At 64.4% G+C, this 24068-nt stretch carries 19 protein-coding genes; 8 read left to right on the top strand and 11 right to left on the bottom strand.

Translation table 11 applies throughout. From position 1 onward, the window contains the following. Positions 1 to 6: 6 nt before the first annotated feature. The 3 genes from FUT88_RS08695 to dnaE form a co-directional block, all read right to left on the bottom strand. On the bottom strand, positions 7 to 1287 hold the full coding sequence (locus tag FUT88_RS08695; RefSeq protein ID WP_147214630.1) for an O-antigen ligase family protein: 1281 nt from the start codon (positions 1285 to 1287) through the stop codon (positions 7 to 9). Beyond that, positions 1284 to 2351 (bottom strand): glycosyltransferase family 4 protein, encoded by a 1068-nt coding sequence (locus tag FUT88_RS08690; protein ID WP_147214629.1) that lies wholly within the window; start codon positions 2349 to 2351, stop codon positions 1284 to 1286. The genes FUT88_RS08695 and FUT88_RS08690 overlap by 4 nt, the downstream gene beginning before the upstream one ends. An 83-nt stretch (positions 2352 to 2434) precedes the next feature. After that, the gene (dnaE, locus tag FUT88_RS08685) at positions 2435 to 5953 is read right to left on the bottom strand and encodes a DNA polymerase III subunit alpha (protein WP_147214628.1); all 3519 of its coding nucleotides are present in this window, start codon (positions 5951 to 5953) and stop codon (positions 2435 to 2437) included. Between the two features lie 150 nt (positions 5954 to 6103). On the opposite strand from dnaE, the gene FUT88_RS08680 reads away from it, so the two are divergent. Beyond that, positions 6104 to 6952, top strand: a complete 849-nt coding sequence (locus tag FUT88_RS08680; RefSeq protein ID WP_147214705.1) for a sulfurtransferase — start codon at positions 6104 to 6106, stop codon at positions 6950 to 6952. Continuing rightward, positions 6949 to 7074 carry a hypothetical protein gene (locus tag FUT88_RS26605; RefSeq protein WP_261797080.1) on the top strand — a complete coding sequence of 42 codons (126 nt, stop codon included), beginning with the start codon at positions 6949 to 6951 and terminating at the stop codon, positions 7072 to 7074. Before FUT88_RS08680 ends, FUT88_RS26605 begins: the two co-directional genes overlap by 4 nt. A gap of 62 nt (positions 7075 to 7136) precedes the next feature. Here FUT88_RS26605 and FUT88_RS08675 read toward each other — a convergent pair whose 3' ends face one another. Next, positions 7137 to 7709 carry a flavodoxin family protein gene (locus tag FUT88_RS08675; RefSeq protein WP_027680925.1) on the bottom strand — a complete coding sequence of 191 codons (573 nt, stop codon included), beginning with the start codon at positions 7707 to 7709 and terminating at the stop codon, positions 7137 to 7139. A gap of 78 nt (positions 7710 to 7787) precedes the next feature. Further along, positions 7788 to 8486, bottom strand: a complete 699-nt coding sequence (locus tag FUT88_RS08670) for a pirin family protein (RefSeq protein ID WP_147214627.1) — start codon at positions 8484 to 8486, stop codon at positions 7788 to 7790. Positions 8487 to 8592: 106 nt separating this feature from the next. On the opposite strand from FUT88_RS08670, the gene FUT88_RS08665 reads away from it, so the two are divergent. Continuing rightward, positions 8593 to 9495 (top strand): LysR substrate-binding domain-containing protein, encoded by a 903-nt coding sequence (locus FUT88_RS08665; protein WP_147214626.1) that lies wholly within the window; start codon positions 8593 to 8595, stop codon positions 9493 to 9495. Between the two features lie 62 nt (positions 9496 to 9557). After that, positions 9558 to 10493: a tRNA glutamyl-Q(34) synthetase GluQRS gene (gluQRS, locus tag FUT88_RS08660; RefSeq protein ID WP_147214625.1), complete on the top strand. Its 936-nt coding sequence runs from the start codon at positions 9558 to 9560 to the stop codon at positions 10491 to 10493. A 48-nt stretch (positions 10494 to 10541) separates the two neighbouring features. Here gluQRS and FUT88_RS08655 read toward each other — a convergent pair whose 3' ends face one another. Then, positions 10542 to 12023 (bottom strand): DEAD/DEAH box helicase, encoded by a 1482-nt coding sequence (locus FUT88_RS08655; RefSeq protein ID WP_410003873.1) that lies wholly within the window; start codon positions 12021 to 12023, stop codon positions 10542 to 10544. Between the two features lie 252 nt (positions 12024 to 12275). Between FUT88_RS08655 and FUT88_RS08650 the strand changes: the two genes are divergently transcribed. Continuing rightward, positions 12276 to 13091: an MBL fold metallo-hydrolase gene (locus tag FUT88_RS08650; RefSeq protein ID WP_147214624.1), complete on the top strand. Its 816-nt coding sequence runs from the start codon at positions 12276 to 12278 to the stop codon at positions 13089 to 13091. Here the strand turns inward: FUT88_RS08650 and FUT88_RS08645 are convergent. Then, positions 13075 to 13785, bottom strand: coding sequence for a TetR/AcrR family transcriptional regulator (locus FUT88_RS08645; protein ID WP_147214623.1), 711 nt, complete (start codon positions 13783 to 13785; stop codon positions 13075 to 13077). The genes FUT88_RS08650 and FUT88_RS08645 overlap by 17 nt on opposite strands. Positions 13786 to 13986: 201 nt before the next feature. Here FUT88_RS08645 and FUT88_RS08640 point away from each other — a divergent pair, with 201 nt between their 5' ends. The 3 genes from FUT88_RS08640 to FUT88_RS08630 are packed head-to-tail and all read left to right on the top strand — an operon-like array spanning position 13987 to position 20319. After that, positions 13987 to 15690: an AMP-binding protein gene (locus FUT88_RS08640; protein WP_147214622.1), complete on the top strand. Its 1704-nt coding sequence runs from the start codon at positions 13987 to 13989 to the stop codon at positions 15688 to 15690. Between the two features lie 14 nt (positions 15691 to 15704). Further along, entirely contained in the window at positions 15705 to 19016 is a 3312-nt protein-coding gene (locus tag FUT88_RS08635) for a carboxyl transferase domain-containing protein (RefSeq protein ID WP_147214621.1), read from the top strand. A 25-nt stretch (positions 19017 to 19041) separates the two neighbouring features. Next, on the top strand, positions 19042 to 20319 hold the full coding sequence (locus FUT88_RS08630) for a branched-chain amino acid ABC transporter substrate-binding protein (RefSeq protein ID WP_147214620.1): 1278 nt from the start codon (positions 19042 to 19044) through the stop codon (positions 20317 to 20319). A 16-nt stretch (positions 20320 to 20335) separates the two neighbouring features. Here the strand turns inward: FUT88_RS08630 and FUT88_RS08625 are convergent, their stop codons facing one another. The 4 genes from FUT88_RS08625 to FUT88_RS08610 form a co-directional block, all read right to left on the bottom strand. Further along, a complete protein-coding gene (locus FUT88_RS08625) occupies positions 20336 to 21331 on the bottom strand; it encodes an MBL fold metallo-hydrolase (RefSeq protein ID WP_147214619.1) in 996 nt (331 codons plus the stop codon). A 212-nt stretch (positions 21332 to 21543) separates the two neighbouring features. Then, positions 21544 to 22035 carry a hypothetical protein gene (locus tag FUT88_RS08620; protein ID WP_027680914.1) on the bottom strand — a complete coding sequence of 164 codons (492 nt, stop codon included), beginning with the start codon at positions 22033 to 22035 and terminating at the stop codon, positions 21544 to 21546. Between the two features lie 112 nt (positions 22036 to 22147). Then, entirely contained in the window at positions 22148 to 22972 is an 825-nt protein-coding gene (locus FUT88_RS08615) for an OmpW/AlkL family protein (protein WP_147214618.1), read from the bottom strand. Positions 22973 to 23046: 74 nt separating this feature from the next. Beyond that, positions 23047 to 24068: DUF2957 domain-containing protein (locus tag FUT88_RS08610; protein ID WP_147214617.1), on the bottom strand; the 1022-nt coding region annotated here is incomplete at its 5' end.

The raw sequence follows: 24068 nt of genomic DNA, 5'->3' as shown, positions 1-24068 counted from the left end.
GCGATCTCAGAGAACAGGAGCGGCGCCAAGCTGCTGCCGGCGCCGGTGAATATGCGCGGTGAACACGGCCACCATCACGCTGTAGAACACGACCGTCTGCGCGATGATCAGCATCACTTCGGTCAGGCCGAACAGGACGAAACCGACGCATAACGTGAGGCCCATCGCCCCCGTTGTACGCAGGACGCGATCGTCGCACAGCGCAGCGCGCAGAAAGTACGCGGCGGGTACCAGATACAGCGCCAGCAATGCGCCGATGCCCAGCACGCCAAGCGTGGCGCCATTGTATAGAAACTCGTTGTGGGCATGCTCGAAGGCAGTCGCCTCCTTTGTGATCAGGCCTTCCGCGTGAATCGCCTTGAGGGCGGGTTCGAATTGCCCTCTTCCCACTCCGGCTAGCGGGTGGCGCGTCAGCATCAAGGTCGCGGCTTTCCAGAGTTGGAAGCGGATACCGACCGACGTGTTGGTCTGACCAGCTTCATAGGCGTGCAAATCGCTGACTGCTTGATCGAAACGGGCACGAACCATACTCGACGACACGCATACCGCCGCCAACAGCGCGAAGAACACCAGCAACGCTGCCACCCGCTTCTTCCAGCTCACGTGACGCAATGTCGCCACGGCGATCAGGAGCAGTACGGGGATTGCAACCCAGCCGCCCCGCGACTGCGACATGTACGACGCAACAAGCCCTGCCCCCCCTCCCAGCAAACGCAACGCAATAAGGGGCCACCCATCTCCTTTAGACCAACCAATGGAAATCAGCGAGAACAGGCCCATCAGCAACGATAGATTGCCGAAAGGGATTGTGTTGGCGAATGCGCCGATCTTGTCGGGCCGTCCGATGCGCAATTCGAGATAAGCCCACACGACCGACGCCAGCGCGCCGGCAACACATCCCCACTGCACGCTCTCCAGCTGTTTATGCCGCAATTGCAACAGCGCAAACAGCGCAAATCCGAACAGCCAGAGCCGGCCATAGGCAAACGGCACACTACGCGGTGCGGCAGGGTTCAGCTGAGCGCTGACCAGCATCGCGGTGGGCATGGCCGCCATGGCGAGAATCAGCCAGCGATGTTCGCGCCACATCGTCCGCAGTCGGCTCAAGACCTCCGCAGGTGCGGCCAGCATCGACCAGAACGCGGCAACCAGCAGCAGGGAAAACGACAGGAACGCCGCACCGCGCACCGACAGCATGAAGGCCGGGAGAACGGCGATTCCGAACACAGCCAGTGCCGCCGGCGCGCTGGATACCAGCGTCCGGCCCCTTTGCGTCAGGCCGCTCATCGCAGTGTCCCCGCGCCGGGCGCAAGCGCCAGGAGAGCATCGATGTGCGCAGCGATGCTCGGGTCATAGCGAAGGTGCTCGCGCGGATTCAGCAGGCGCGCTTGCCCAGCGTGCGCACGCGCTACGGCCGCCTCAATCGTGCGCGCCAACGTGGTCGGGTCATCAAGGTCGAAGGTGAGCGCCCCTTCTTCCGAGATCACCTCGGTGCAGGCGATATTGGCTGCCAGCACGGCAGGCGTGCCGCACAGGACGGACTCCACGCCAATCAGCCCGAACGGCTCGTAGTGCGAAGCGAGGATGGTGTAGTCCGCCGCGCGGTAGACGTTTTCGATGTCCTTGCGGTATCCCAGGTACCGAATATTGGGCGACGACGATGACACCGGCCGCCCGATCACCGCCAGCTGCACAGGCAAATCCGTCTTCGAGAAAAACGCCTCCAGCAGCGGATAGCCCTTGCGCTTGTGACTCGACGACGGGAACACAAACGTGACGCGGTCCTTCGCGAAGCCAAGCTCATCGCGCAGGCGCTGACGCTCTGCCTCATCCACCGGCGAGAACTTCGTCTCGCTCACCGGCGGGTATACCGTCTTCACCTTGGCAACGGGAATGTCGTAGTAGTCGAGCACTTCCTGCGCCATCAGCCGCGAGTGTGCGACAACAACGTGCGAGCGCACGTAGTCCCGGCGCTCCAGGGCGATCTGCTGGCGATCCCAGAAGGCGGGCTCTTTTGAAAAGCTCTTGAGATAACCGACGTGCGTACCGCCACAAATAGCGATATCCGAAGCGCCCGTGCGGTTGCAGCCGATCATCAGATCGATGTGCTCACGCTTGGCCAGATAGCGCACAAGCCAGCCGAACGCATGGTCGTTCAATTTGCCGGGCAGCTTGCGCGTTGGCAGTGCGACTGCCTTGACGTGGCGGTATTCCGGAAGCGCTTTGTCCACCATCTTGGCGAAGAACACGGGACGGATGGCGCGCTCATGTAGACCGCGCACCAAGTCCATCGCGTAGCGCTCGCTGCCGCCGCTGTAGCCCAGCGCGTTGCACGAGATTCCGACGTTCATGGATGCTCTAGTAATAATCGTATTGAGACTGCAGTCCTGCCGAGCGCGCGCTCGGCGATGGCGCCCCCTGCGCCATCTTCGGACTACTCGTACATCGTTGCCACGTTCTCGGCGTCCAGCGCCTGACGCAGCGCGGCGATTGCGTCCTCGCTCGGAACAATGCGCCACGCGTCGCCAAGCACGGCTTCGCAGCGGGCCTGCTCGCAGACGTAGTTGATGCGCACCGAGACGCCGTTGCCATCCGTCGCCACATGCGGCGATAGCAGATCGCGCAGCTTGGCCGCTGTCGAATCGCCGTTCATGGACAACCGGATTGCGCGCGCAAACTTGGCGCGCGCCTGCGTCATGTCCATGACCGATTCGGCTGTCACGCGCACGCCGCCAGTGAACATGTCGTGACGGGCGCTGCCCTGCACGATCAGCACTTCGTCTTCCTTGAACAGCGCGCGGTTGGCTTCGAAAACTTCGTTGAAGACCGTCACTTCGGTGGCTTCGCTGGCGGAGCCGTCGTCGAGCATGACGATCAGCATCTTGCCGCGCTGCGTCATCTGCGTACGCTGCCCGACAATCACGCCGGCCACCGTTTTGTTACGTGCATCGCGGTTGCCGTAGCCGCCGCCGTTGCCCTTGTCGGTCACTTCGCGAGCCAGATCGGCCAGCGTCGTACGCGCAAAGCGGCGCACTTCGTCGCGGTATTCATCGAACAAGTGGCCAGAGAGATAGAAACCCAGCGCCTGCTTTTCTTCCTGCAGCTTGCGCTTGGTAGACCAGGCCGGCTCATCGACGAGTTCGGGGCGATGCTGCTCGGCATCGTCACCGCTCATCAGATCGAACAGCGACACCTGGTTGGCAGCCGCCGCCTTCTGCTCGGCGGCTTCCATGGCCAGGCCGATCGACGCGAGCAGCTGCGCGCGGTTGGCGTTGAGGCTGTCGAAGGCGCCGGCGCGCACCAGCGCTTCGATCGTGCGGCGATTGACCTGGCGGCGGTCGACGCGTTCGCAGAAGTCGAACAAGTCCTTGAAGGGGCCGTCTTCGCGTGCACGCAGGATGTCTTCGATGGCGCCCTGGCCGCTGCCTTTCACGCCTCCCAGGCCGTAGCGGATGGTCTTGGCGTCGGTCGGTGCAAAACGATACTGGCTGGCGTTGATATCGGGCGGCAGGATGGTCAGGCCGTTCTTGCCTCGGGCATCGTCGTAAAGGATCTTCACCTTGTCGGTGTCGTCCATGGCGAGCGACATGTTGGCTGCCATGAATTCGGCCGGGTGATGCGCCTTGAGCCACGCCGTGTAATACGCCAGCAGCGCATACGCGGCCGCGTGCGACTTGTTGAAGCCGTAGCCCGCGAACTTCTCCATCAGGTCGAAGATTTCATCGGCCTTTTCGGTGGAGAGCCCGTCCTTGGCAGCGCCCGCGCGGAACAGCTCTCGGTGCTGTGCCATCTCTTCGGGCTTCTTCTTACCCATCGCGCGGCGCAGCAAGTCGGCGCCGCCAAGCGAGTAACCGCCCACGATCTGCGCCATCTGCATCACCTGCTCCTGGTAGACCATGATGCCGTAGGTCTCCTTGAGCACCGGCTCGACGCGCGGGTCCGGGTACTCGACCTTCTCGCGGCCGTGCTTACGCGCGCAGAAGCTGGGGATCAGGTCCATCGGGCCCGGGCGATACAGCGCCACCAGGGCAATGATGTCCTCAAAGCGGTCAGGCTTCGCGTCCTTCAGCATGCCTTGCATGCCGCGGCTTTCCAGCTGGAACACGGCGACCGTGTTGGCCGTCTTCAGGATGTCGAACGCCTTCTTGTCCGTCAGCGGAATGTGGCTGCAGTTCCAATCCGCCTTGGACGGATCCAGCATGCGGATGTAGCGCTCGGCCCAGTCGAGGATCGTCAGCGTGGTCAGGCCCAAGAAGTCGAACTTGACCAGGCCGACGGCTTCCACGTCGTCCTTGTCGTACTGACTGACGACGCCGGCGTCTTCACCACCTTGCGTGTAGAGCGGGCAGAAGTCGGTCAACTTGCCGGGGGCGATCAGCACGCCGCCAGCATGCATGCCGACGTTACGTGTCATGCCTTCGACGCGCTGGGCAAGTTCCAGCAGCTGCTTGACTTCTTCTTCGTTGGCCTCGCGCTCGGCCAGCAGCGGCTCTTCCTTCTTCGCTTCTTCCAGCGTGACGAGCTTGCCCGGCTTGAACGGGATCAGCTTGGCCACGCCGTCAACAAAGTTGTAGCCGAGATCGAGCACGCGGCCCACGTCGCGCACCGCAGCCTTGGCGGCCATGGTGCCGAACGTCGCGATCTGCGAGACGGCGTCCTTGCCGTACTTTTCCTTCACGTACTGGATGACGCGGTCGCGGCCGTGCTGGCAGAAGTCGATGTCGAAGTCGGGCATCGACACACGTTCCGGATTCAGGAAACGCTCAAACAGCAGGTTGTATTTGAGCGGGTCCAGATCGGTAATGCCCAGCGCATACGCCACCAGCGAACCGGCGCCCGAGCCCCGGCCAGGCCCCACCGGCACGCCGTTGTTCTTGGCCCAGTTGATGAAGTCCGCAACGATCAGGAAGTAGCCCGGGAAGCCCATCTTGATGATGGTGCCGGTTTCGAATTCCAGGCGGGCGTAATACTCGGCGCGCTTGGATTCGCGTACGGCTTCGTCCGGGAACAGCACTTCCATGCGCTTTTCCAGCCCTTCCTTGGCGAGCTGGACGAGGTAGTCATCCAGCGACATGCCGTCGGGCGTCGGGAACAGCGGCAGCTTGGGCTTGCCCAGTTCCAGCTTGAGGTTGCAACGCTGCGCGATCTGTACCGAATTGGCCAGCGCGGAGGGGATGTCGGCAAACAGCGCGCACATCTCGTCCTGCGTCTTGAAATACTGCTCCGTCGTGAAACGACGGGCGCGGCGCGGATTGGCGAGCAGCTCGCCCTCCGCGATGCAGGTGCGCGCTTCGTGGGCCGTGAAATCGTCCGGCGTCATGAATTGCACCGGATGCGTAGCCACCACTGGCAACTGCATCGCCGAGGCCAGCTTCACAGCCTGCTGAATGTAGGCTTCGGTGCCGGCGTGCCCGGCGCGCTGCAGCTCGATGTAGAAAGCGCCAGGAAACACGCGCGACCAATGCGTCGCTAGCTTGCGCGCCAGCGCATCGTTTCCGTTGGCCAGCGCCATGCCGATATCGCCCGCCATGGCACCCGAAAGGGCCAGGAGGCCGGTGGCCAGCGGCGCGTTCTCAACGCCCGGCTCGTCGAACCATTCGGGGGCGATTTCCGCGCGGCCGCGATGTTGATTGGAAAGCCACGCCCGGGCCAGCAACTGGCACAGGTTCAGGTAACCCTGCTTGTCACGCACCAGCAACAGCAGGCGCGTCGGCTTGTCGCGCTCGTCGTGATTAGTGATCCACACGTCGGCCCCGACGATGGGCTTCACGCCCTTGCCACGTGCTTCCTTGTAGAAACGCACCAGCCCGAAGGCGTTGGCGAGATCAGTCAGCGCCAAGGCGCCCATGCCGTCTTTGGCGGCAGCCTTGACGGCATCGTCGAGACGGACGTTGCCATCGACGACGGAATATTCGGAGTGGAGACGGAGGTGGACGAAGCGCGGCGAATTCATCCGCGTATTGTAACGGGTGACACCTTCCGCAAAGCATTCCGGGCGCGCCCTGTTGACCGGCGACAACCCCGCGCAGCTGCGCGGGCGGCTATAATTTCGGCTTACGAATCAACGGGTTACCCAAGGCGCCAGAAAATGGCGCGGCAGCACATGCAGATCGTCAATATTTCCGCTTACAAATTCGTCACCCTCGATGACCGCGAGACCCTGCGCCCCGCCCTGCTGGCCGAGTGCCAGGCGCGCGGGCTGAAGGGCACCGTGCTGCTGGCGCCCGAGGGCATCAACATCTTCCTGGCCGGCTCGCGTGAGGCCATCAACGGCATCGTCGGCTGGCTGCGCGCCGACCCCCGTTTTGCTGACCTGGCACCGAAGGAAAGCCTGTCCGACCACCAGCCGTTCCGCCGCCTGCTGGTGCGCATGAAGAAAGAAATCATCACCATGCGCCATCCGCTGATCCGCCCCGAAGAAGGCCGCGCGCCGTCGGTCGCGCCGCCGGACCTCAAGCGCTGGCTCGACCAGGGCCACGACGACGAAGGCCGCCCCGTGGTGATGCTCGACACGCGCAACGACTATGAAGTCGCCGTTGGCACGTTCAAGAACGTCGTCGAATACAACCTCAAGAAGTTCACCGAATTCCCGCCCGCCATTGCCGCGCACAAGGACGACTTTGCCGGCAAGACCGTCGTGTCGTTCTGCACCGGCGGCATCCGCTGCGAAAAGGCAGCAATCCACATGCAGGAGATCGGTATCGAGCGCGTCTATCAGCTCGAAGGCGGCATCCTCAAGTATTTCGAGGAAGTCGGCGGCGCGCATTACGACGGCGATTGCTTTGTGTTCGATCACCGCACAGCGCTCAATGCCGAACTGCTGCCGGCAGGCCCGAAGCAATGCTTTGCCTGCCGCGCCGTGGTGACGCCGGAAGAGCAGCAGTCCCCCGACTACATCCCCGGCCAGCGCTGCCCGCATTGCGCCGGCAACCAAACGCGCGCCGCCGCATGAAGCGCCTCGCCGCCCGCCTCCTCGTCACCGCGCTGTGCCTTGCGGCATTGGGCGGTTGCGCGACGAGTTGCGAGGGCGGATCCAACCGCGGCGTGTTCTGCGGAGCCGGCACGCGCTTCTGACCCTTCGCAGCGCGCCAGCAAAAACGCCGTACATGCCGGCGTTTTTCTTTGGGCGATCCGTTTTACTGGCGACCGCGCACGAACTGGTTCGTGATGGCAACAATACGTTCGCCGAACAGCTTGGCGGTTTCCAGGTCGCCGGGCAGCGGACCTTCTTCCGGGCTCGCGTCCGACGGCGATTGCGCCAGCGCGCCGCCAAAGCCAGCCAGGTAGTTCACGTCGTTGCGCGTGGCCGCCTTGCTGTTGGCCGGCATCATGCCCGTGCCGACCCAGATCATTCCGTGCTGCTGCGACAGCGTCCACAGATACTGGATCGACGCGTACTTGTCACCGTTCATCGATGCGGAATTGGTGAACCCCGCAGCGATCTTGTCCTTCCACGCACCGGTAAACCACGCCTTGGACGATGCATCGGCAAACTTCTTGAAGTCGCCCGACACGCCGCCCATGTAGGTCGGCGCGCCAAAGACGATCGTGTCGACGCCGGCGAGCAGCGCCCAGGTATCGTCGTTGACGTCCGTGACGGAGATCAGGTGTGCTTCGGCGCCGGCGCCTTGAATGCCTGCAAATACGGCCTCGGCCTGCTTCTTGGTGTGGCCATAACCGCTGTGATAAACGACTGCAACTCGTGCCATGGGAATCCTCTTGGGGTTAGGGGTACGGCGGGGAACAACGGAAAAGAAAAATGGCGCACAGAGCGTGCGCCATCCACATTACGGCAGATCGAACACCAGCACTTCGCTGTCTTCGCCGCCGGAGAGCATCACCGTCTCTTCCTGCGTCAGCTTGGCTGCGTCGCCGCCGACCAGCGTGCGACCGTTGACGCTCACCTTGCCGCGCACGACGTGCACATAAGCGCGGCGGCCTGCGGCGATCGGCAGGGACGCAGTTTCTGCGCCATCGAACTTGCCGGCGTAGAGCGCCATGTCCTGGTGCACTTTCACCGATCCGTCACGGCCGTCGGCGCTGGCGATCAGGGCCAGCTTGCCGCGCTTGGCCGCCTCGTCGAAATGGCGTTCTTCATAGCCCGGCGTGAGGTTCAACTGCGCCGGCAGCACCCAGATCTGCAGAAAATGCGTGGTCTGGTCCTGCGCGTGGTTGAACTCGGAGTGACGCACGCCTGTCCCAGCCGTCATGCGCTGCACGTCGCCCCGGCGCAGCACGCTGCCGTTGCCCATGCTGTCCTTGTGCGCCAGCTCGCCATCCAGCACGTAACTGATGATTTCCATGTCGCGGTGGCCGTGGGTGCCAAAGCCCATGCCGGCGGCGACGCGGTCTTCATTGATGACGCGCAACGGCCCGAATTGAACGTGCTCCGGGTCCATGTAATCGGCGAACGAGAAGCTGTGATACGACTTCAGCCAGCCGTGGTCTGCGTACCCGCGATCTTGAGAGGGGCGGATTTCAATCATTTTGATGAATCTCCTATCCAAATTACTGCGTCGATGTGTGAATGGTACGCAGATTGGCTATAGTTGCGCGGCACGGCTTTGATTCAATACATCAAAAATTCTGAATATGGCGCTCTCGCTGGAATCTCTCGAAGTGCTGGACGCGATCGAACGCAAGGGCAGCTTTGCCGCCGCCGCGCATGAGCTGGGCAAAGTGCCGTCGGCGCTCACCTATGTGGTGCGCAAGCTGGAAGACGATCTCGACGTCCTGCTGTTCGACCGACGCCGCCACCGGGCTGAACTCACGCCCGCAGGCCGCGCGCTGCTCGACGAAGGCCGCCATCTGTTGCAGGCGGCCGATGAACTCGCACGCCGCGTCAAACGCCTTGCCACCGGATGGGAAGCCACGTTGACCATCGTAGTCGACGATCTCGTGCACTTCCGCGCACTGATGCCCGTCATCCAGGATTTCTACGCCGAAAACACCGCCACGCGCCTGCGCTTCTGCCGTGAGGTGCTGGCCGGCACGTGGGACGCACTGTTTTCTGGCCGTGCGGATTTGCTGATCGGCCCCGCACAGGTGATGCAGGTCCAAGGTATTCAGACGCGTACGGTGGGCAACATTCCTTTCGTGTTTGCGGTCGCCGCACATCATCCGCTGGCGCAAATGGAGGAGCCGCTGCCTGCAACCGCCATCACGCGGCATCGCATCGTTGCCGTGGGGGATACATCGCGCAACCTGCCCGCACGCACCATCGGCGTGATGGCTGGACAGGACACGCTGGTCGTGCCGTCCATGGCGGATAAGGTGCAGGCGCAGATTCGCGGCCTGGGCTGCGGCTGGCTGCCGGTGCCGCTGGCGCAACCGTATCTGGATTCCGGCGTGCTCATCGCCAAGGAAACCACCGAAGACAAGCGCGCCGGCACGTTTCAGGTTGCCTGGCGCAACAACATGCGCGGCAAGGCACTGCAATGGTGGGTCGACAAGCTGGAAGACCCGCGCCTGGGGCAGGCCTTGATGATGCAGTAAGCGCCTCAGGCCGCCAAATCGCGCACAATAGCGCCATCGACTTCTGCGCCTGGAGCGTTGCGTTGTCCCAAGCCAATCTCGATTTTCCGGAATCCATCAACGCGTCGCGCGGCCAATACCGCGGCCGCTTTGCGCCCTCGCCCACGGGGCCGCTGCATATCGGCTCGCTGGTCACCGCATTGGCAAGCTGGCTGGATGCGCGCGTACACGGCGGCACGTGGCTCGTGCGGATCGAAGACATCGACTTCCAGCGCAACGTGCCCGGCGCCGATCGCGACATCCTCGCCACACTGGATGCGCTCGGGCTCATTCCCGACGAAGCCCCACAGTGGCAGAGCACGCACCTCCCGCGCTTTGAACAGGCGCTTGAGCAGTTGCAGGCCGTCGGCCGCCTCTACCCGTGCGGCTGCACGCGCCGCGAAATTGCGGATTCCGTCACGAGCATCGACGCGAACGGGCACGTGCGTCACCAGACGCTGATCTATCCGGGCACGTGTCGCAACGGGCTGCACGGCCGGCCGGCGCGCGCATGGCGCGTGCGCGTACCGGAAGCCGATGCCGCGACCCTCTGCTTCAACGACCGCTGGCAAGGCACGCAATGCCAGAACCTGGCTGAAGCCGTCGGAGACTTCGTACTCAAGCGCGCGGACGGCATGTGGGCATACCAGATTGCGGTGGTGGTGGACGATGCCGCGCAAGGCATCACCGATGTCGTGCGGGGCGCCGACCTGCTCGACTCGACGCCGCGGCAGATCTATCTGCAGCAGCTGTTGGGCCTGCCCGCGCTGCGCTACCTGCACGTGCCCGTGGTCGTGAATGCTGACGGCGAAAAGCTCAGTAAGCAGACAGGTGCACGCGCCATCAACCGCAATCAACCGCTGGCCGCGTTGACGGAAGCGGCGCAGCACCTCGGGCTGGAAATTCGTGCAGGGGATGTGGAGGGATTCTACCGGGACGCCGTCCCGGCATGGGCCAATCGCCTGGCGCAGCTGGCCTGATGCAATTGACCCGGGCGGCAGGAGCGCCGCCGCTTTCCGTCGACTGACTTAACGCTTGCGCGGCACGCCACCGAGCAGGGCCGCAATCGGCCGCTTGGCGGTGCGCGGGTGTCCGGCGGGCTGTGCCGGCTTGGCGGCCTCCGCCGATTCCGCCGGCACAGACGATTCGTACGGGCGGTTGAAGAACGGATCGTCCGATGGGCGGAACGCCGGGCGTACGATCGTGTGATCAAGCACGCGGGCGCCGTTACGCTCATCGCGCTCACGGGCGCGACGGACTTCGCTGCGGGCACGCTTTTCGTCACGCTCGCGGCGTTCACGGTCACGCGCCTGTTCGCCGGTCGGATCGAAATCGGCCAGTTGCTCGCGCGGCAGATTGCGCTTGATCAGCTTTTCGATATCGGCCAGCAGGCGTTCATCGCCCGGGGCGAACAGCGACAGTGCGTCGCCCGAAGCGCCGGCACGACCCGTGCGGCCAATGCGGTGCACGTAGTCTTCTGCGTTGAACGGCAGGTCGAAATTGATCACGCACGGCATCTGCGAGATGTCGAGACCGCGCGCTGCCACGTCGGTGGCGACCAGCACATCGACGGTACCTTGCTTGAACGCTTCGAGCGTTTGCATGCGTTCGGTCTGCGTCTTGTCGCCGTGAATGGCGTTGGCATTGATGCCCTCGCGCTCCAGCGCACGCGCCAGCCGCGAGCAGCCGATCTTGCTGTTGGAGAACACGATGCACTGGCGCGGCAGGCCTTGCTCGGCGCGCTGCTTCAACAGGTGCACGAGCGCGGCTTGCTTGTGGTTGTCCGGCACGGTGTAGATGACCTGGCGGACATTCTCTGCCGTGGCGTTGCTGCGGGCCACTTCAATGGTCTGCGGATGACGCAGGTAGCTGGCGGCCAGCTTCTTGATCTCCGGCGAGAACGTCGCCGAGAACAACAGCGTCTGGCGGTGTGCCGGCAGCAGGTTGATGATGCGCTGCAGGTCGGGCAGGAAGCCCATGTCGAGCATGCGATCGGCTTCGTCGAGCACCAGCATGCGTACCTGCGACAGGTTCACGCTGCGCTGCTGCACGTGGTCGAGCAGGCGGCCCGGCGTGGCCACGAGGATTTCGACGCCGCGGCGCAGTTGCTCGGTCTGCGGGTTCATGTCGACGCCGCCGAACACGACAGCGCTGCGCAACGCCGTGTACTTCGCGTACTTGGCGACGTTGTCGTACACCTGGTCGGCCAGTTCGCGCGTGGGCGTGAGGATCAGCGCCCGCACCGGGTGGCGTGCCGGCGACGCGCTCGTATTGGCGTCGGGCAACAGGTTATGGATGATCGGCAGCGAGAAACCGGCGGTCTTGCCGGTGCCGGTTTGCGCGGCGCCCATGACGTCGCGGCCGGCGGTGACCACCGGAATGGCGGCGGCCTGGATGGGCGTGGGCTTGGTGTAACCGCTTTCGGTCAGCGCGCGGAGGACGTCCGGATGCAGGCCGAAGCTGTCGAATGTCACCGATTCATTGGCCGGCGCTTCTGACGCTTCAGACATCGTTGCAGTATTCATAGGGGAGATGCGGCATGCCGGTTGGCATGGCGGCGCGCCAGACCGAAGCGGAAACCCCGCGTGCGGCTCGCGCAAAGCGTTAAAAATCAAAAGTTTATCACGTGAGAACCGGCCCGGGACGATGATTGGCACACCCTCGCCAATGCCGGCGTCACACCTGCCTTGACACGGATCAAGTGCGGCGGGCCCGCGCTGCGCCACCATCCAGGCATTCCCATCCGCGCCCTGCCCTCTCCCATGGTCACCACGCTCTATGAATCGCCCGAGCATGTCTGCCTGATGTTTTCCGACCTGGTCGACGATCACGACGACCTGCCGGTGCAGACCAACCAGTTCCTCATCGTCGATCATGGCCACGGCGCGCTGATCGACCCGGGCGGCCAGATGACCTACAACGCGCTGTTTCTGGCGATGAACCGGTACTTTCCGCCCAAGCAGCTCGACTACGTGCTCGCCTCGCATGCGGACCCGGACATCGTCGCCTCGGCGGGACGTTGGCTGACGAGCTCCAGTTGCGACATCCTGATTTCGCGCGTGTGGGAGCGCTTCCTGCCGCATTTCTGCAACGTCGGCAAGACCGACGGCCGCATCGTGCCGATCCCGGATACGGGCATGGCGATTCCGTTGGGGAAATCGCATCTGCTGGCCGTGCCGGCGCATTTCCTGCACTCGGAAGGCAATTTCCAGTTCTACGATCCGGTGTCGCGCATCCTGTTCTCGGGCGACCTGGGTGCATCGATGGTGCACGCCAACGTGGCCGCCAAACCCGTGGACGACTTTGATGCGCACCTGCCGCTGATGGCGCCCTTCCACCGCCGCTACATGAGCGGCAACCGCGTGTGCCGGCTGTGGGCGCAAATGGTGCGGGGGCTGGACATTGAATGGATCGTGCCGCAGCACGGGCAGCCTTTCCGCGGTTCGGCCATGGTCAACCGGTTCATCAATTGGGTCGAAACGCTGGACTGCGGCATCGACCTGATGACGCCGGAGATTTTCCGCCTCCCCGCCTTGCCCAGCGCACCAGCGGGCGCGACGCTCAAGACGCGGGCTTAGCTGCGGGGCTCGGGGCGGCGGGCAGGATGATCTTCATCATGGCGCCCGACAGCTCCACCGCCAGCACCTCGGCATCGATGCGCGACGGGTCGTGCCAGGTGTACATGAACCCCATCACGCCGCCCATCGAGTGCGCCGCGACGCGCGCATCGCCAAAATCGAACACCCCGGCGCGCTTGCCCTCATCGAGCAGCGCATAGAGATCGCGGTAATACGCCCGCGACATGCCGTGCAGCCACTCCACCGTTTCGGGGCGCAGGTATTGCCGATCGCGATACGTCAGCGCAGCGGCGTAATGGCACGCGATGCAACGGCGCGCCATTTCCAGCAGACACGCCTGCAAACGCTCGCGCACGGGCAGCGCCGGATCGGCGGTTTCCCGAATGGCCGACAGGCAGATCTGCGCGGCCTCGCGGCACAGGATGTCGAAGATCTCGTATTTGTCGGTGAAGTAGTAGTACACCGCAGGCTTGGTGACGCCGAGCGCGTTGCAGAGGTCGCTCATCGTCATGCCGGCATAGCCTTTGGTGAAGAAGAGCTGTGCGGCGGTGTCGAGAATCTGCCGGCGGCGCGCCTCCTGCCGCTCGGCAATGTGCGGGCGCGTGGCCGGCGGTGTGACGCCGGAGGCATCGACGGCGTCGGTTTCAGCAGACGGTTGCACGTCGGAAACGGCAGATTTGCGGACGGTGGACATGACACATATTTTCGCATGTCGCCTGCAGATGCGCCGTGGCATGTGCGCATCCTGGCGACATCTTTGCGCCTCGATGCTTGACGCATCAAAGAACGCTTTCTATATTCATACCCGTTGGTATAAAAAATTACCTCTGAGTATAGACAGTGAGGCGCCACGCTGCGCACGCACTGCACAACCCAACGGAGACAAGCTTTGGCGATGGACGAGTCCGAGTATCTCGGCCGCGTTCGCGCGCTCTGGGCGCGCGCATGGCCGGTCGATACCCCGCGTGAGCCGCATTACCCGATCGGGCGCGTTGCCCTCACCGACTATCTGCGGCACTGGGCGCGCACCACGCCAGACAAGCCGGCCCTCCACTTCTACGGGCACGACACGACGTTCGCCCAGCTTGACGATCTGTCGGACCGCTTTGCCGCGCTGCTCGCGCAACACGGCATTGGCGCGGGCGACCGGGTGGCGGTCTTCCTGTCGAATTGTCCGCAATTCAATGCGGTGTTCTTCGGCATTCTCAAGCTGGGCGCCGTGTACGTGCCGATCAGCCCGCTGTCACAGCGCGCCGAGTTGATGCATGCGCTGAGCGACGCGACACCGCGCGCCATCGTCACGCTGGACCGTCTCATGCCGCTGGTGCGTGACGTGCGGGCTGAAACGTCGATCGAGCACGTCTTCGTCACACGCTACGCAGATGTGCTCCCCACACAGCCGACGCTGCCGCTGCCGGCCATGCTGACCGAGCCGGCGATGCCCTGCGAAGACGCCATCGACTTGTTGCCGGCACTGGCGCAGACCACGCCGATCCCCTTGCCGCCGGGTTCGCTCGATGCGGTTGCCGCGCTCAACTACACCGGCGGCACGACAGGGCTACCGAAGGGCTGCATCCACACGCAGGGGGACATGGTCGACATGGCGGCTGCGTTCTCGGCCGTGTCGCTGCGCGCGGATGCCGACACCGTCCTGCTCAGCTTTTACCCGCAGTTCTGGATAGCGGGCGAAAACACCGGGCTGATCTTCCCTGCTTTCCTTGGCGTGCCGCTGGTGTTGCTCGCCCGCTGGGATGCCGAGGCCTTCATGGCTGGCGTGCAGCGCTACCACGTGACCAACGGTTCAATGCTGGTCGACAGCGCGGCGGAGGTGATGGCGCATCCGCGTGTGCATGCGTACAACCTGCGTTCGCTGCGGCATACGGGCGTGTCGTCGTTCGTGAAGAAGCTGAATCGGGAATACCGCCGTGCATGGCGCGAACTGACTGGCTCGATGATGGCCGAAAGCGCCTGGGGCATGACGGAAACGCAGACCTGCAACAGTTTCACGGTCGGCATGCAGGACGACGATTTCGATCTGCGCTCGCAGCCGATTTTCGTGGGCCTGCCGGTGCCGGGCACCGATTTCAAGATCTGCGACTTTGACACGCACGAACTGATGCCGATCGGCGCCGAAGGCGAACTCTGCGTGCGCACGCCAACGCTGCTGAAGGGCTACTGGAACAAGCCCGACGCCACCGCCCAAACGCTGCGCAACGGCTGGTTCCACACCGGCGACATCGGCTGCATCGACGAGCAGGGCTACCTGCACTATCTCGGCCGCCGCAAGGAGATGCTTAAGGTCAATGGCATGAGCGTATTTCCGGCGGAGATCGAAGCCATGCTCGGCAAGCATCCGGCCATCCTCGGTTCTGCCGTGGTCGGCCGGGCCGACGAGCAGCGCGGCCAGCTTCCCGTCGCCTTCGTGATGCTGCGCCCCGAGGCCGTCGGCACATTGGATGACGCCGCGCTCACCAGCTGGTGCCGCGAGAACATGGCCGTCTACAAGGTGCCCATCGTGCGCATTGTCGATGCACTGCCGCTCACGGCCACCGGCAAGGTGCGCAAGCAGGACCTCGCGCCGCTCGCTGAACAGCTCTAACCCACCTCCGCTCCATGACGTTTCGCAAACTGCTGATCGCCAATCGCGGCGAGATCGCCATTCGCATTGCCCGCGCAGCTGCCACCATGGGCTTGCCCTCCGTCGCCATCTATTCCGAAGACGATCGTGACGCGCTGCATCCGCTGCGCGCCGATGAAGCCGTGCCCTTGCCTGGAACCGGCCCGCGCGCGTATCTCGACGGTGTGGCCATCCTCGACGCTGCACGCGCAGTTGGTGCCGATGCGGTGCATCCGGGCTACGGCTTCCTGAGCGAGAGCGCCGCCTTCGCGCGACAGTGCGCACAGGCCGGCGTGCAGTTCATCGGACCGTCGCCGCGCGTGCTCGATCTCTTCGGCGACAAGGCGCGCGCGCGGGCACTTGCACACGAGGCCGGCATCCCCATCGTCAACGGCACGCAAGGCGCGACCACGCTGGACGATGCGCGCGCCTTCTTCGCCGCGCTACCGCCCGCGCACGGCATGATGATCAAGGCCGTGGCCGGCGGTGGCGGGCGCGGCATGCGCGCCGTGCACGATCCGCAGGCCATTGCCGACGCGTACGCGCGTTGCATATCTGAAGCGACTGCCGCAGGTGGTGGCGGCGACGTCTATGTGGAAGCCCTGGTGCCCGCGCCGCGCCATATCGAAATCCAGATCGTCGCAGACGCGCACGGCCACGTTACGCACCTCGGCGAGCGTGAATGCAGCCTGCAGCGCCGTCACCAGAAACTGATCGAGATCGCGCCCAGCCCCGCGTTGAACGATGCGCTGCGTGCACGCATTGCCGAGGCTGCCGTCACGCTCGCCAAGGCGGCAGGCTACAGCGGCATCGGCACCTTCGAGTTCCTCGTGGAAGGCGCGGGTACGCCGCACGCCACCTTCTACTTCATGGAGGCCAACCCGCGCGTGCAAGTCGAACACACGGTCACGGAAATGGTGACGGGCGTCGACCTGGTCGCGACACAACTGGCGCTGGCGCAAGGTGCGTCGCTCACGGATTTGGGGCTCGAGCGGCCCATCGCACCGCGCGGCCACGCCGTGCAGGTGCGCATCAATGCGGAGACCCTCGACGCAGGCGGCCAGCCGCACCCGTCCACCGGCACGCTCACCGCATTTGAGCCGCCCAACGGCCCCGGCGTGCGCGTCGACACCTGCGGCTATGCGGGCTACCGTCCGAACCCGCGCTGCGATTCACTGCTGGCCAAATTGATCGTCCACGCGCCGCACGGCACGTATGCGCAGACGCTGACACAGACGTACCGCGCGCTGTGCGAATTCCGCATCGAAGGGCTGGCCACCAACAAGCGGCTGCTGCAAGACCTGCTGCGCGATGCTGACGTGCAGGCCAACGCCGTGCACACGCAGTTTCTCGATGCGAAGCTCGCCGACTTGGCCGCCGGCAACGGCGAAGCGCATCCCGCACTGCACGCCACGTCGGCCGCCACCCCGGACCTGACGCCCGCAACGTCATTCGTCGATGACCTTCCTGACGACGCTGAAGTGCTCTCGGCGCCGATGGATGGCGCACTGATCCAGATGCATGCACTAGCCGGTGCCACCGTCGCGCGCGGCGAGGTGCTGGCCGTCATTGAAGCGATGAAGATGGAGCATGTCGTCACCGCACCGGCTGCTGGTCGTGTGTTGCAGGTCTGCGCGCAGTCAGGCGCAACGGTGCGCGAAGGCCAGCCGCTGGCCGTGCTGCAGCTCGCCGACGCACAACATGACACCGCAGCCGCCAATGCCGAAATCGACCTCGACCACATTCGCCCCGACCTGCAAGCCGTCATCGAGCGCCATGCGTTCGGTCTCGACGCGAACCGCCCGGAGGCCGTCGCCCGCCGCCGCAAGACCGGCCAACGCACCGCGCGCGAGAACATCGCACACCTTTGCGACGCCGACTCGTTCATCGAATACGGAGCGCTCGCCATCGCAGCACAACGCCAACGACGCGCACTCGATGACCTGATCCGCTCGACGCCGGCCGACGGCATCATCACCGGCATCGGCACCGTCAACGGCTCGCAGTTCCCCGATCAGGACGCGCGCTGCATGGTGCTCGCGTATGACTACACCGTGCTGGCGGGCACGCAGGGCACCTTCAACCACAAGAAGACCGACCGTGCGCTGGAATTGGCGCAGCAATGGAAGCTGCCCGTTGTGCTGTTTGCCGAAGGCGGCGGCGGTCGGCCGGGCGACACTGAAAAGCGTGGCGTCAGCGGCCTGGACTGCCCGACCTTCATCCACTTCGCGCGTCTTTCAGGGCTGGTGCCGACCGTCGGTATCGTCTCGGGCCGCTGCTTTGCGGGCAACGCTGCGCTGCTCGGCTGTGCAGACGTGATCATCGCCACGCGCGACGCGACCATCGGCATGGGTGGCCCCGCCATGATCGAAGGCGGCGGTCTTGGCGTCTACGCGCCCGAGGAGGTCGGCCCGGTCAACGTGCAGGCGCCGAATGGCGTGATCGACGTGCTCGTCGAAGACGAAACTGAAGCGGTCGACGCCGCGCGCCGCTACCTGAGCTATTTCCAGGGGCCACTCGCCGACTGGGAAGCCGGCGACGTACGCCACCTGCGACACGTGATTCCCGAAAATCGCATGCGCAGCTACGACATGCGCGCCGTGATCGATGCGCTGGCCGATACAGGGTCTGTGCTGGAACTGCGTCAGGCGTTCGGCGTGGGCATCATCACCGCGCTGATCCGCATCGAGGGCCGCGCCTTCGGCTGCATTGCCAACAACCCGCGTCATCTGGGCGGCGCCATTGACTCTGCGGCGGCGGACAAGGCGTCGCGCTTCATGCAGTTGTGCAACGCATTCGATCTGCCCATCGTCTCGCTGTGCGACACACCGGGTTTCATGGTCGGGCCGGAGGCGGAGAAGACGGCCACGGTCCGCCACGTCAGCCGCATGTTCGTAACGGCCGGTAACTTGCGCGTGCCTTTCTTCACCGTCGTGCTGCGCAAAGGCTACGGCCTTGGGGCGATGGCCATGGCAGCCGGCGGTTTTCACGCACCGCTGTTCACCGCGTCGTGGCCGAGCGGCGAGTTTGGCGGCATGGGCATCGAAGGCGCCATCCGTCTGGGTTACCGCAAAGAGCTGGAAGCCGTGGAAGACCCGGCAGAACGAGAGGCGTTATTCCGCAAGATGGTCGATGCCGCTTACGAGGAAGGCCGCGCACTCAACATCGCCAGCTATCTGGAGATCGACGCGGTGATCGACCCGGCCGATACGCGCCGCTGGCTGCTGCGCGGGTTGCAATCGACGCCGCCCGCGCCGCCGAGGCACACACGCGACCCCGCCACGCGCCGCTTCATCGACACCTGGTAGCCGAGAACACACACAAGGAGGAGACATGCCCGCAGAGATCCGCTTTGCCCGTCCGTTGTCCGCATCGGCCTGTGCCGCAACGTTGCTGCTCGCACCGCCGACCTACGCGGCAGACCCGGCGCCGATCAAGGTGGCATTCATCGATCAGCTGAGCGGGCCGCTCTCGAATGTGGGCGAGCAGTTTCTGGCGAATCTGAAGCTCGGCATCGACGACGCCAATGCCCAACCGCAGGGCGTGCTCAACGGTGCGCGCTACGAGCTGTCGACCTACGACAACAAGCTCTCGGCGCAAGACAGTCTGTCGGCGCTGCAGAGCGCCATCGACGCCGGTGCGAAGATCGTCTTCACCGGCGGCTCGGGCTCCTCTGTGGTGGCGGCCATGGTGGATGCGGCCACCAAGCACAACGAGCGCAATCCGACCAAGCGCGTGCTGATCATCAACTACGCGTCGATCGACCCTGACCTGACCGGCGCGCATTGCAGCTTCTGGCATTTCGCCACCGAGGCCAATACCGCGATGAAGATGCGCGCGCTGGCCAACTTCGTGAAGACGCAGCCCGATATCCGCAAGGTGTATTCGCTGAACCAGGACTACGCCCACGGCCGGCTATGGGCGTCGCTGGGCAAGCAGATGATCTCGGCCGCGCGGCCAGACGTGCAGTTCACCGGAGAAACGCTGCACCCGATCGGCAAGGTGAAGGACTTCGCGCCTTACGTCTCGAAGGCCAAGGCGACGGGCGCAGACACGCTCCTCACTGGCAACTGGGGGCAAGACCTGAACCTGCTCATCAAGGCTGCCGGCGACATGAGCTACGACGTGCGTTATCTGAACCACAGCGGTGCCGGTGCGCCGGGCACGGTGCTCGCCGTGTCGCAGGCCAAGATCGGCAAGGTGACCTGGGTGTCGGAGTGGACGCCCGGGAACGGCAACGCGCAACTGATGCAGGTGGATGCGCGCGTGCGCCAGACGCCCGCCGGCGAGCACTTTGCGCCGCGCACCGTGTTGTCCGTCGAGCTGGTCACGGACGCCATCCGCAAAGCCAATTCCACCGATCCGCTGAAGATTGCGCTGGCGCTGGAAGGCATGCAGAAGCAGAGCTTTCTCGGCGACGTCACGATGCGCAAGGTCGACCACCAGTTGCTGCTTCCGCAGGTGGTGTCGACCATCGCGCCGGTGGACGGAAAGACCGTCAAGGTCGGCTACGACGGCACCCAATGGGGCCACAAGACCGAGAGCACAACCGCAGCCAAAGATCTGGACCTGCCGACCACTTGCAAGATGAAGCGGCCGGCGGGCGCTTAAACGGTCGGGCCAAAAATCAATCAGCGCGATCCGTTCGCAGCGGGCCGTATTCGATGGGCACCCAAGCGAAGGCGTTGCCGTCGCGGCGCACGTGGCCCAAGCCCGGGAACGGCAGATGTGCGCCGGCTACCCACAGCTTGTCGCGCGCCGCTTCCGTAAACAGCTTGCGGCGCGAGGCGATGGCGGCCTTTTTGTCGACGTCGTATTCAAACGCGACCTCGGGGTGCTGGAACTGCACCGCGTGGCTGTGCACGAGGTCGCCCCAGACGAGCAGGCTGCGTCCCTTCGAGGCGAACAGGTAGCCGCTGTGCCCCGGCGTATGCCCGTTGGCGACGACCGAGCGCACGCCCGGCACCACCTCGTCGCCCGGCTTGAACTGCTTGAGCTTGCCCGCTGCCGCATACGGCGCCACGGAGTCGCGCGCCATTTTGAAGAACGGCTGCATGTCGCTCGGCTTGGAAGCGGCGATCGTTTCGCTGAGCCAGAAATCGGCTTCCGGCGCGGCCACATACACCTGCGCATTCGGAAAGGCCGGCTGGCCTTGCGGCGTCAACAGACCGCACGCGTGGTCCGGATGCAGGTGCGTCAGAAGCACGGCGTCGATCTGCTCGGGCTGGTAGCCGGACGCGCGAACGTTGCCGGCCAGACCGCCCATCGTCGGGCCGAAACACGTGCCCGAACCCGTGTCGACGAGGATGCGCTTGGCACCCGTGTCGATCAGAAAGCCGTTCACAGCCGTCTGCATGCCCGGCGTGTTCGATACAAACATCCGCGCCAGCAGGCTCTGCACCGATTGCGCGTTCAGGCCAAGCAAGGTCTTGGCGGGCAGATCGGTGTAGCCGTCGTAGAGCGCGGTCACAACATCGTCGCCGAGCGCCATGCGGTAATAGCCTGGCACTTGGGTGCGTTGTTGCGTCGATGCGGCGGCGGCAGATGCTGGCGTCTGGGCGTAGGCGGATCCGATGAACGCCACCATCGCGGCGGCCACGGCGAGTGAAGTAAGTAAACGCATGTCTTGGCTCCTGGAAAAGACCGCTGCCCCGGTGCAGCGGCAAAAGCCGGATCATGCCACCGCCTCGGCACATTGCGTTGCCGCCATTGGCGTCAGGGGTATTGCCCAGAGGGAAATGCGCCGCATAAAAAGAAACAAGGCCCGACATGCCGGGCCCATGTTTCAGACCAATCGACGGCGGCTGCGCAACCGCCCGTCAACCGGCTACGTGCTTATTGCACGTGGAACTTCGGCGTCGACACCACCGTGCCGCTCACCGTACAGTCCGGCGTGAGCAGTGCGTTGGTGAACGTGAGCGACGAGTTCGGATCGTTCCAGGCGGTCACGACCTTGCTGGGGCCGCAGCTGCCCAGCAGGAACACGTTGACCGCCGCATTGTTGATCGACAGCTGGGTGGTGCTGTCGGCCTGGCCTGTCCACGGGGTGGCGCCCGAGATGAGGCCGCACGTCCCTCCGCCGGTAAACGATGTGGACGTGATGTTGACGATGCCCGAAGGCGTGATCGTGCCGGTGAAGGTCGCTGTGCAATTGGCGCTGATGGAGCCTTTGGACAGCGTGGTCTGGCCGGTGACCGAGAATGGCTCGCCATTCGGGTTCATCGGTTGACCATCGACACGCGAGACGGTGACGGCAAGTGCGGGTGTGGCTGCTACGGTGGCAAGTGCGAGTGCAACTGCAAGAGATACGACTTTACGTGTGCTCATTTATTGCCTCACTAGAACTGACGGTAGAAACCGCCTTAAGAATGCGGCGCAAACCGGTTCCCGCTCGATTCACGCCGCGCCGATTAGCCAGGCGCAGACAGCCGACACCCGGCTAAAACTTGTACGACACCCCAACGAACGTGATGATCGGATTGGCCTTGAGCGTGGTCTTCGTGGTGGCCAGCGTGGTGCCGTCCGCCGCCTTGATGACGGTCGCCGCTTCGGTCTTGAGCGGCAGGTACGACACCGTTGCCGTCAAGGCCCATTGCTTGTTGATCGCGTAGCTCGCACCGAGGTTGAAGATCGGCGCCCACGACGAAGACGATTTACCCTCGACATACGTCGGCCCCGGTTTGCCCGCCCCCGCCGCCAGCACGCTGCCCAGCTCGCGATTCACGGCCGCCGCAAAGTACGGATTCAGCTCGATGTTGGTGAAGAAGCTGTAGACCACACCCACGCCCACGAACGGACGGAAGGTCGACTGCGCGTGCCCGAAGTACCACTGCAGGATGACCCCGGGGCTCCATTGACGCGCCTTGCGCACGGCGGGCTGGTTGGACGGGTCGTCCAGATCGACGTGGCCGAGCGCGCCAGCAGGCCCGGGCGCGCGGATCACGCCATGTCCGGTCAGCTTGAATTCGGGCGGCACGCCGGCGATCGTGGTCAGCGCAATGTTGTCGGTAAAGAAGTGCGTAAGCGTCAGGCCCAGCGTGTTGGCATTGCCCACGCGCAGCCCGCTGTTGGGCGACGTGAAGCTGCCGGGCAAGCGCAGCGGATCATTGATCGGCGCGTTGATCACGCTCGTGGTCAGGTTGTTGCTCGAGTCCTGCGGCATGATGTGGAACCAGCCCACCGTCGCCACGTTGTCACCGGCCTGCTGCGCCATGGCACCTGCGGATGCGCAGGCCGCCATCAATGCGACAGTCAGTTTCTTCATGATGCTTCCTCCTGTTGTTCTGAGCGGAGCGCGGTTGTCTGTGCCGCGCCCCGTGGCGTGTTATTCCGGAAACGTCACTGCACGAAGGCACCTACGGTGAAGTACGGGTTCTTCGTATCGCTCATGTCCAGGAAGCCGAAGGTCTTGCCGGTAAAGATCAGCTTGCCCGTCGGGGCCGAGCCGGCCGGTGCGCTGGTCTGCGTGGTGCGGATCACACCCGGGACGGCTTGCGTGAAGTCGAGGTTCAGCGGTCGCGCCAGCGCAGCCTGCGATGCGTTGAACGGATCGAGCATTGTGGCCTGCGCACCGACCAGCGCCGTCGCACGGTAGTTGAACGTGCTGTCCACACCCGTGTATTCGCCGTCTTGCGAGCCCTGCGCGATGTTGCCGACCGGCGCCATGAAGGAAATGCCGGACTCGTCATCCGCCACCGGGGGGCCAGCCGTCAGATCGGAGTTGGCTGCGCCCACGCGAATGAAGATCGGCACGAGCTGGCCATACAGCTTGCCGACGATCATCACGCCCTTGCCTGCCTTGGCCGGGTCGAGCGACGACACTGTTGCCGGCACCTGCGGCTGATAGTTCAGCGTGGTGAAGGCCGGCGCATCGCCGCGCAGCGTCAGCTTCTGGTTGACCGTCGCGCTTGACGTCAGACACGCCCCGCCGTTCTTCACGCCGAGGTTGTCGCACTCGGTGTAGGTGCCGTCCGCGTTGATGGTGAAGCGCGCATCGACCGCCTGTTGCGAGAAGTTCTGCGACGGCACCTGGTGGTACCCCAGCTGGTTGTAGTTGCCCGCAATCTTGTTCAGATCGGTCTCGGTGTTCGAGAAGCTGATGAACGGGTAATACGGGAACGTGGTTTGCGCAATCTTGCCCACGCCAACGATGCCGTCGAACTGGATCGTCGCCCCCGGAATCGTGCCGCCCAGCACGCCCTGCCCCAGGAAGAACCGCGCCGGACGGCTCGGATCGAGACTTACGTTATTCAGGCGGAACGCGCACTGGTTCAGTTTCTCGGTCGGCAGCGCCGTCTCTTGCGTGAGCGTGCCGGTCTGCACGTTGTTGGGCGCCGTATCGCGGGTGGGCGCCACGGTGC

This window comes from Ralstonia sp. TCR112 (assembly GCF_007997035.1).
GTDB lineage: Bacteria > Pseudomonadota > Gammaproteobacteria > Burkholderiales > Burkholderiaceae > Ralstonia > Ralstonia edaphi.
The sequence above is the reverse complement of the archived record's forward strand: the minus strand, read 5'-3'. Positions and strand labels throughout refer to the sequence as shown.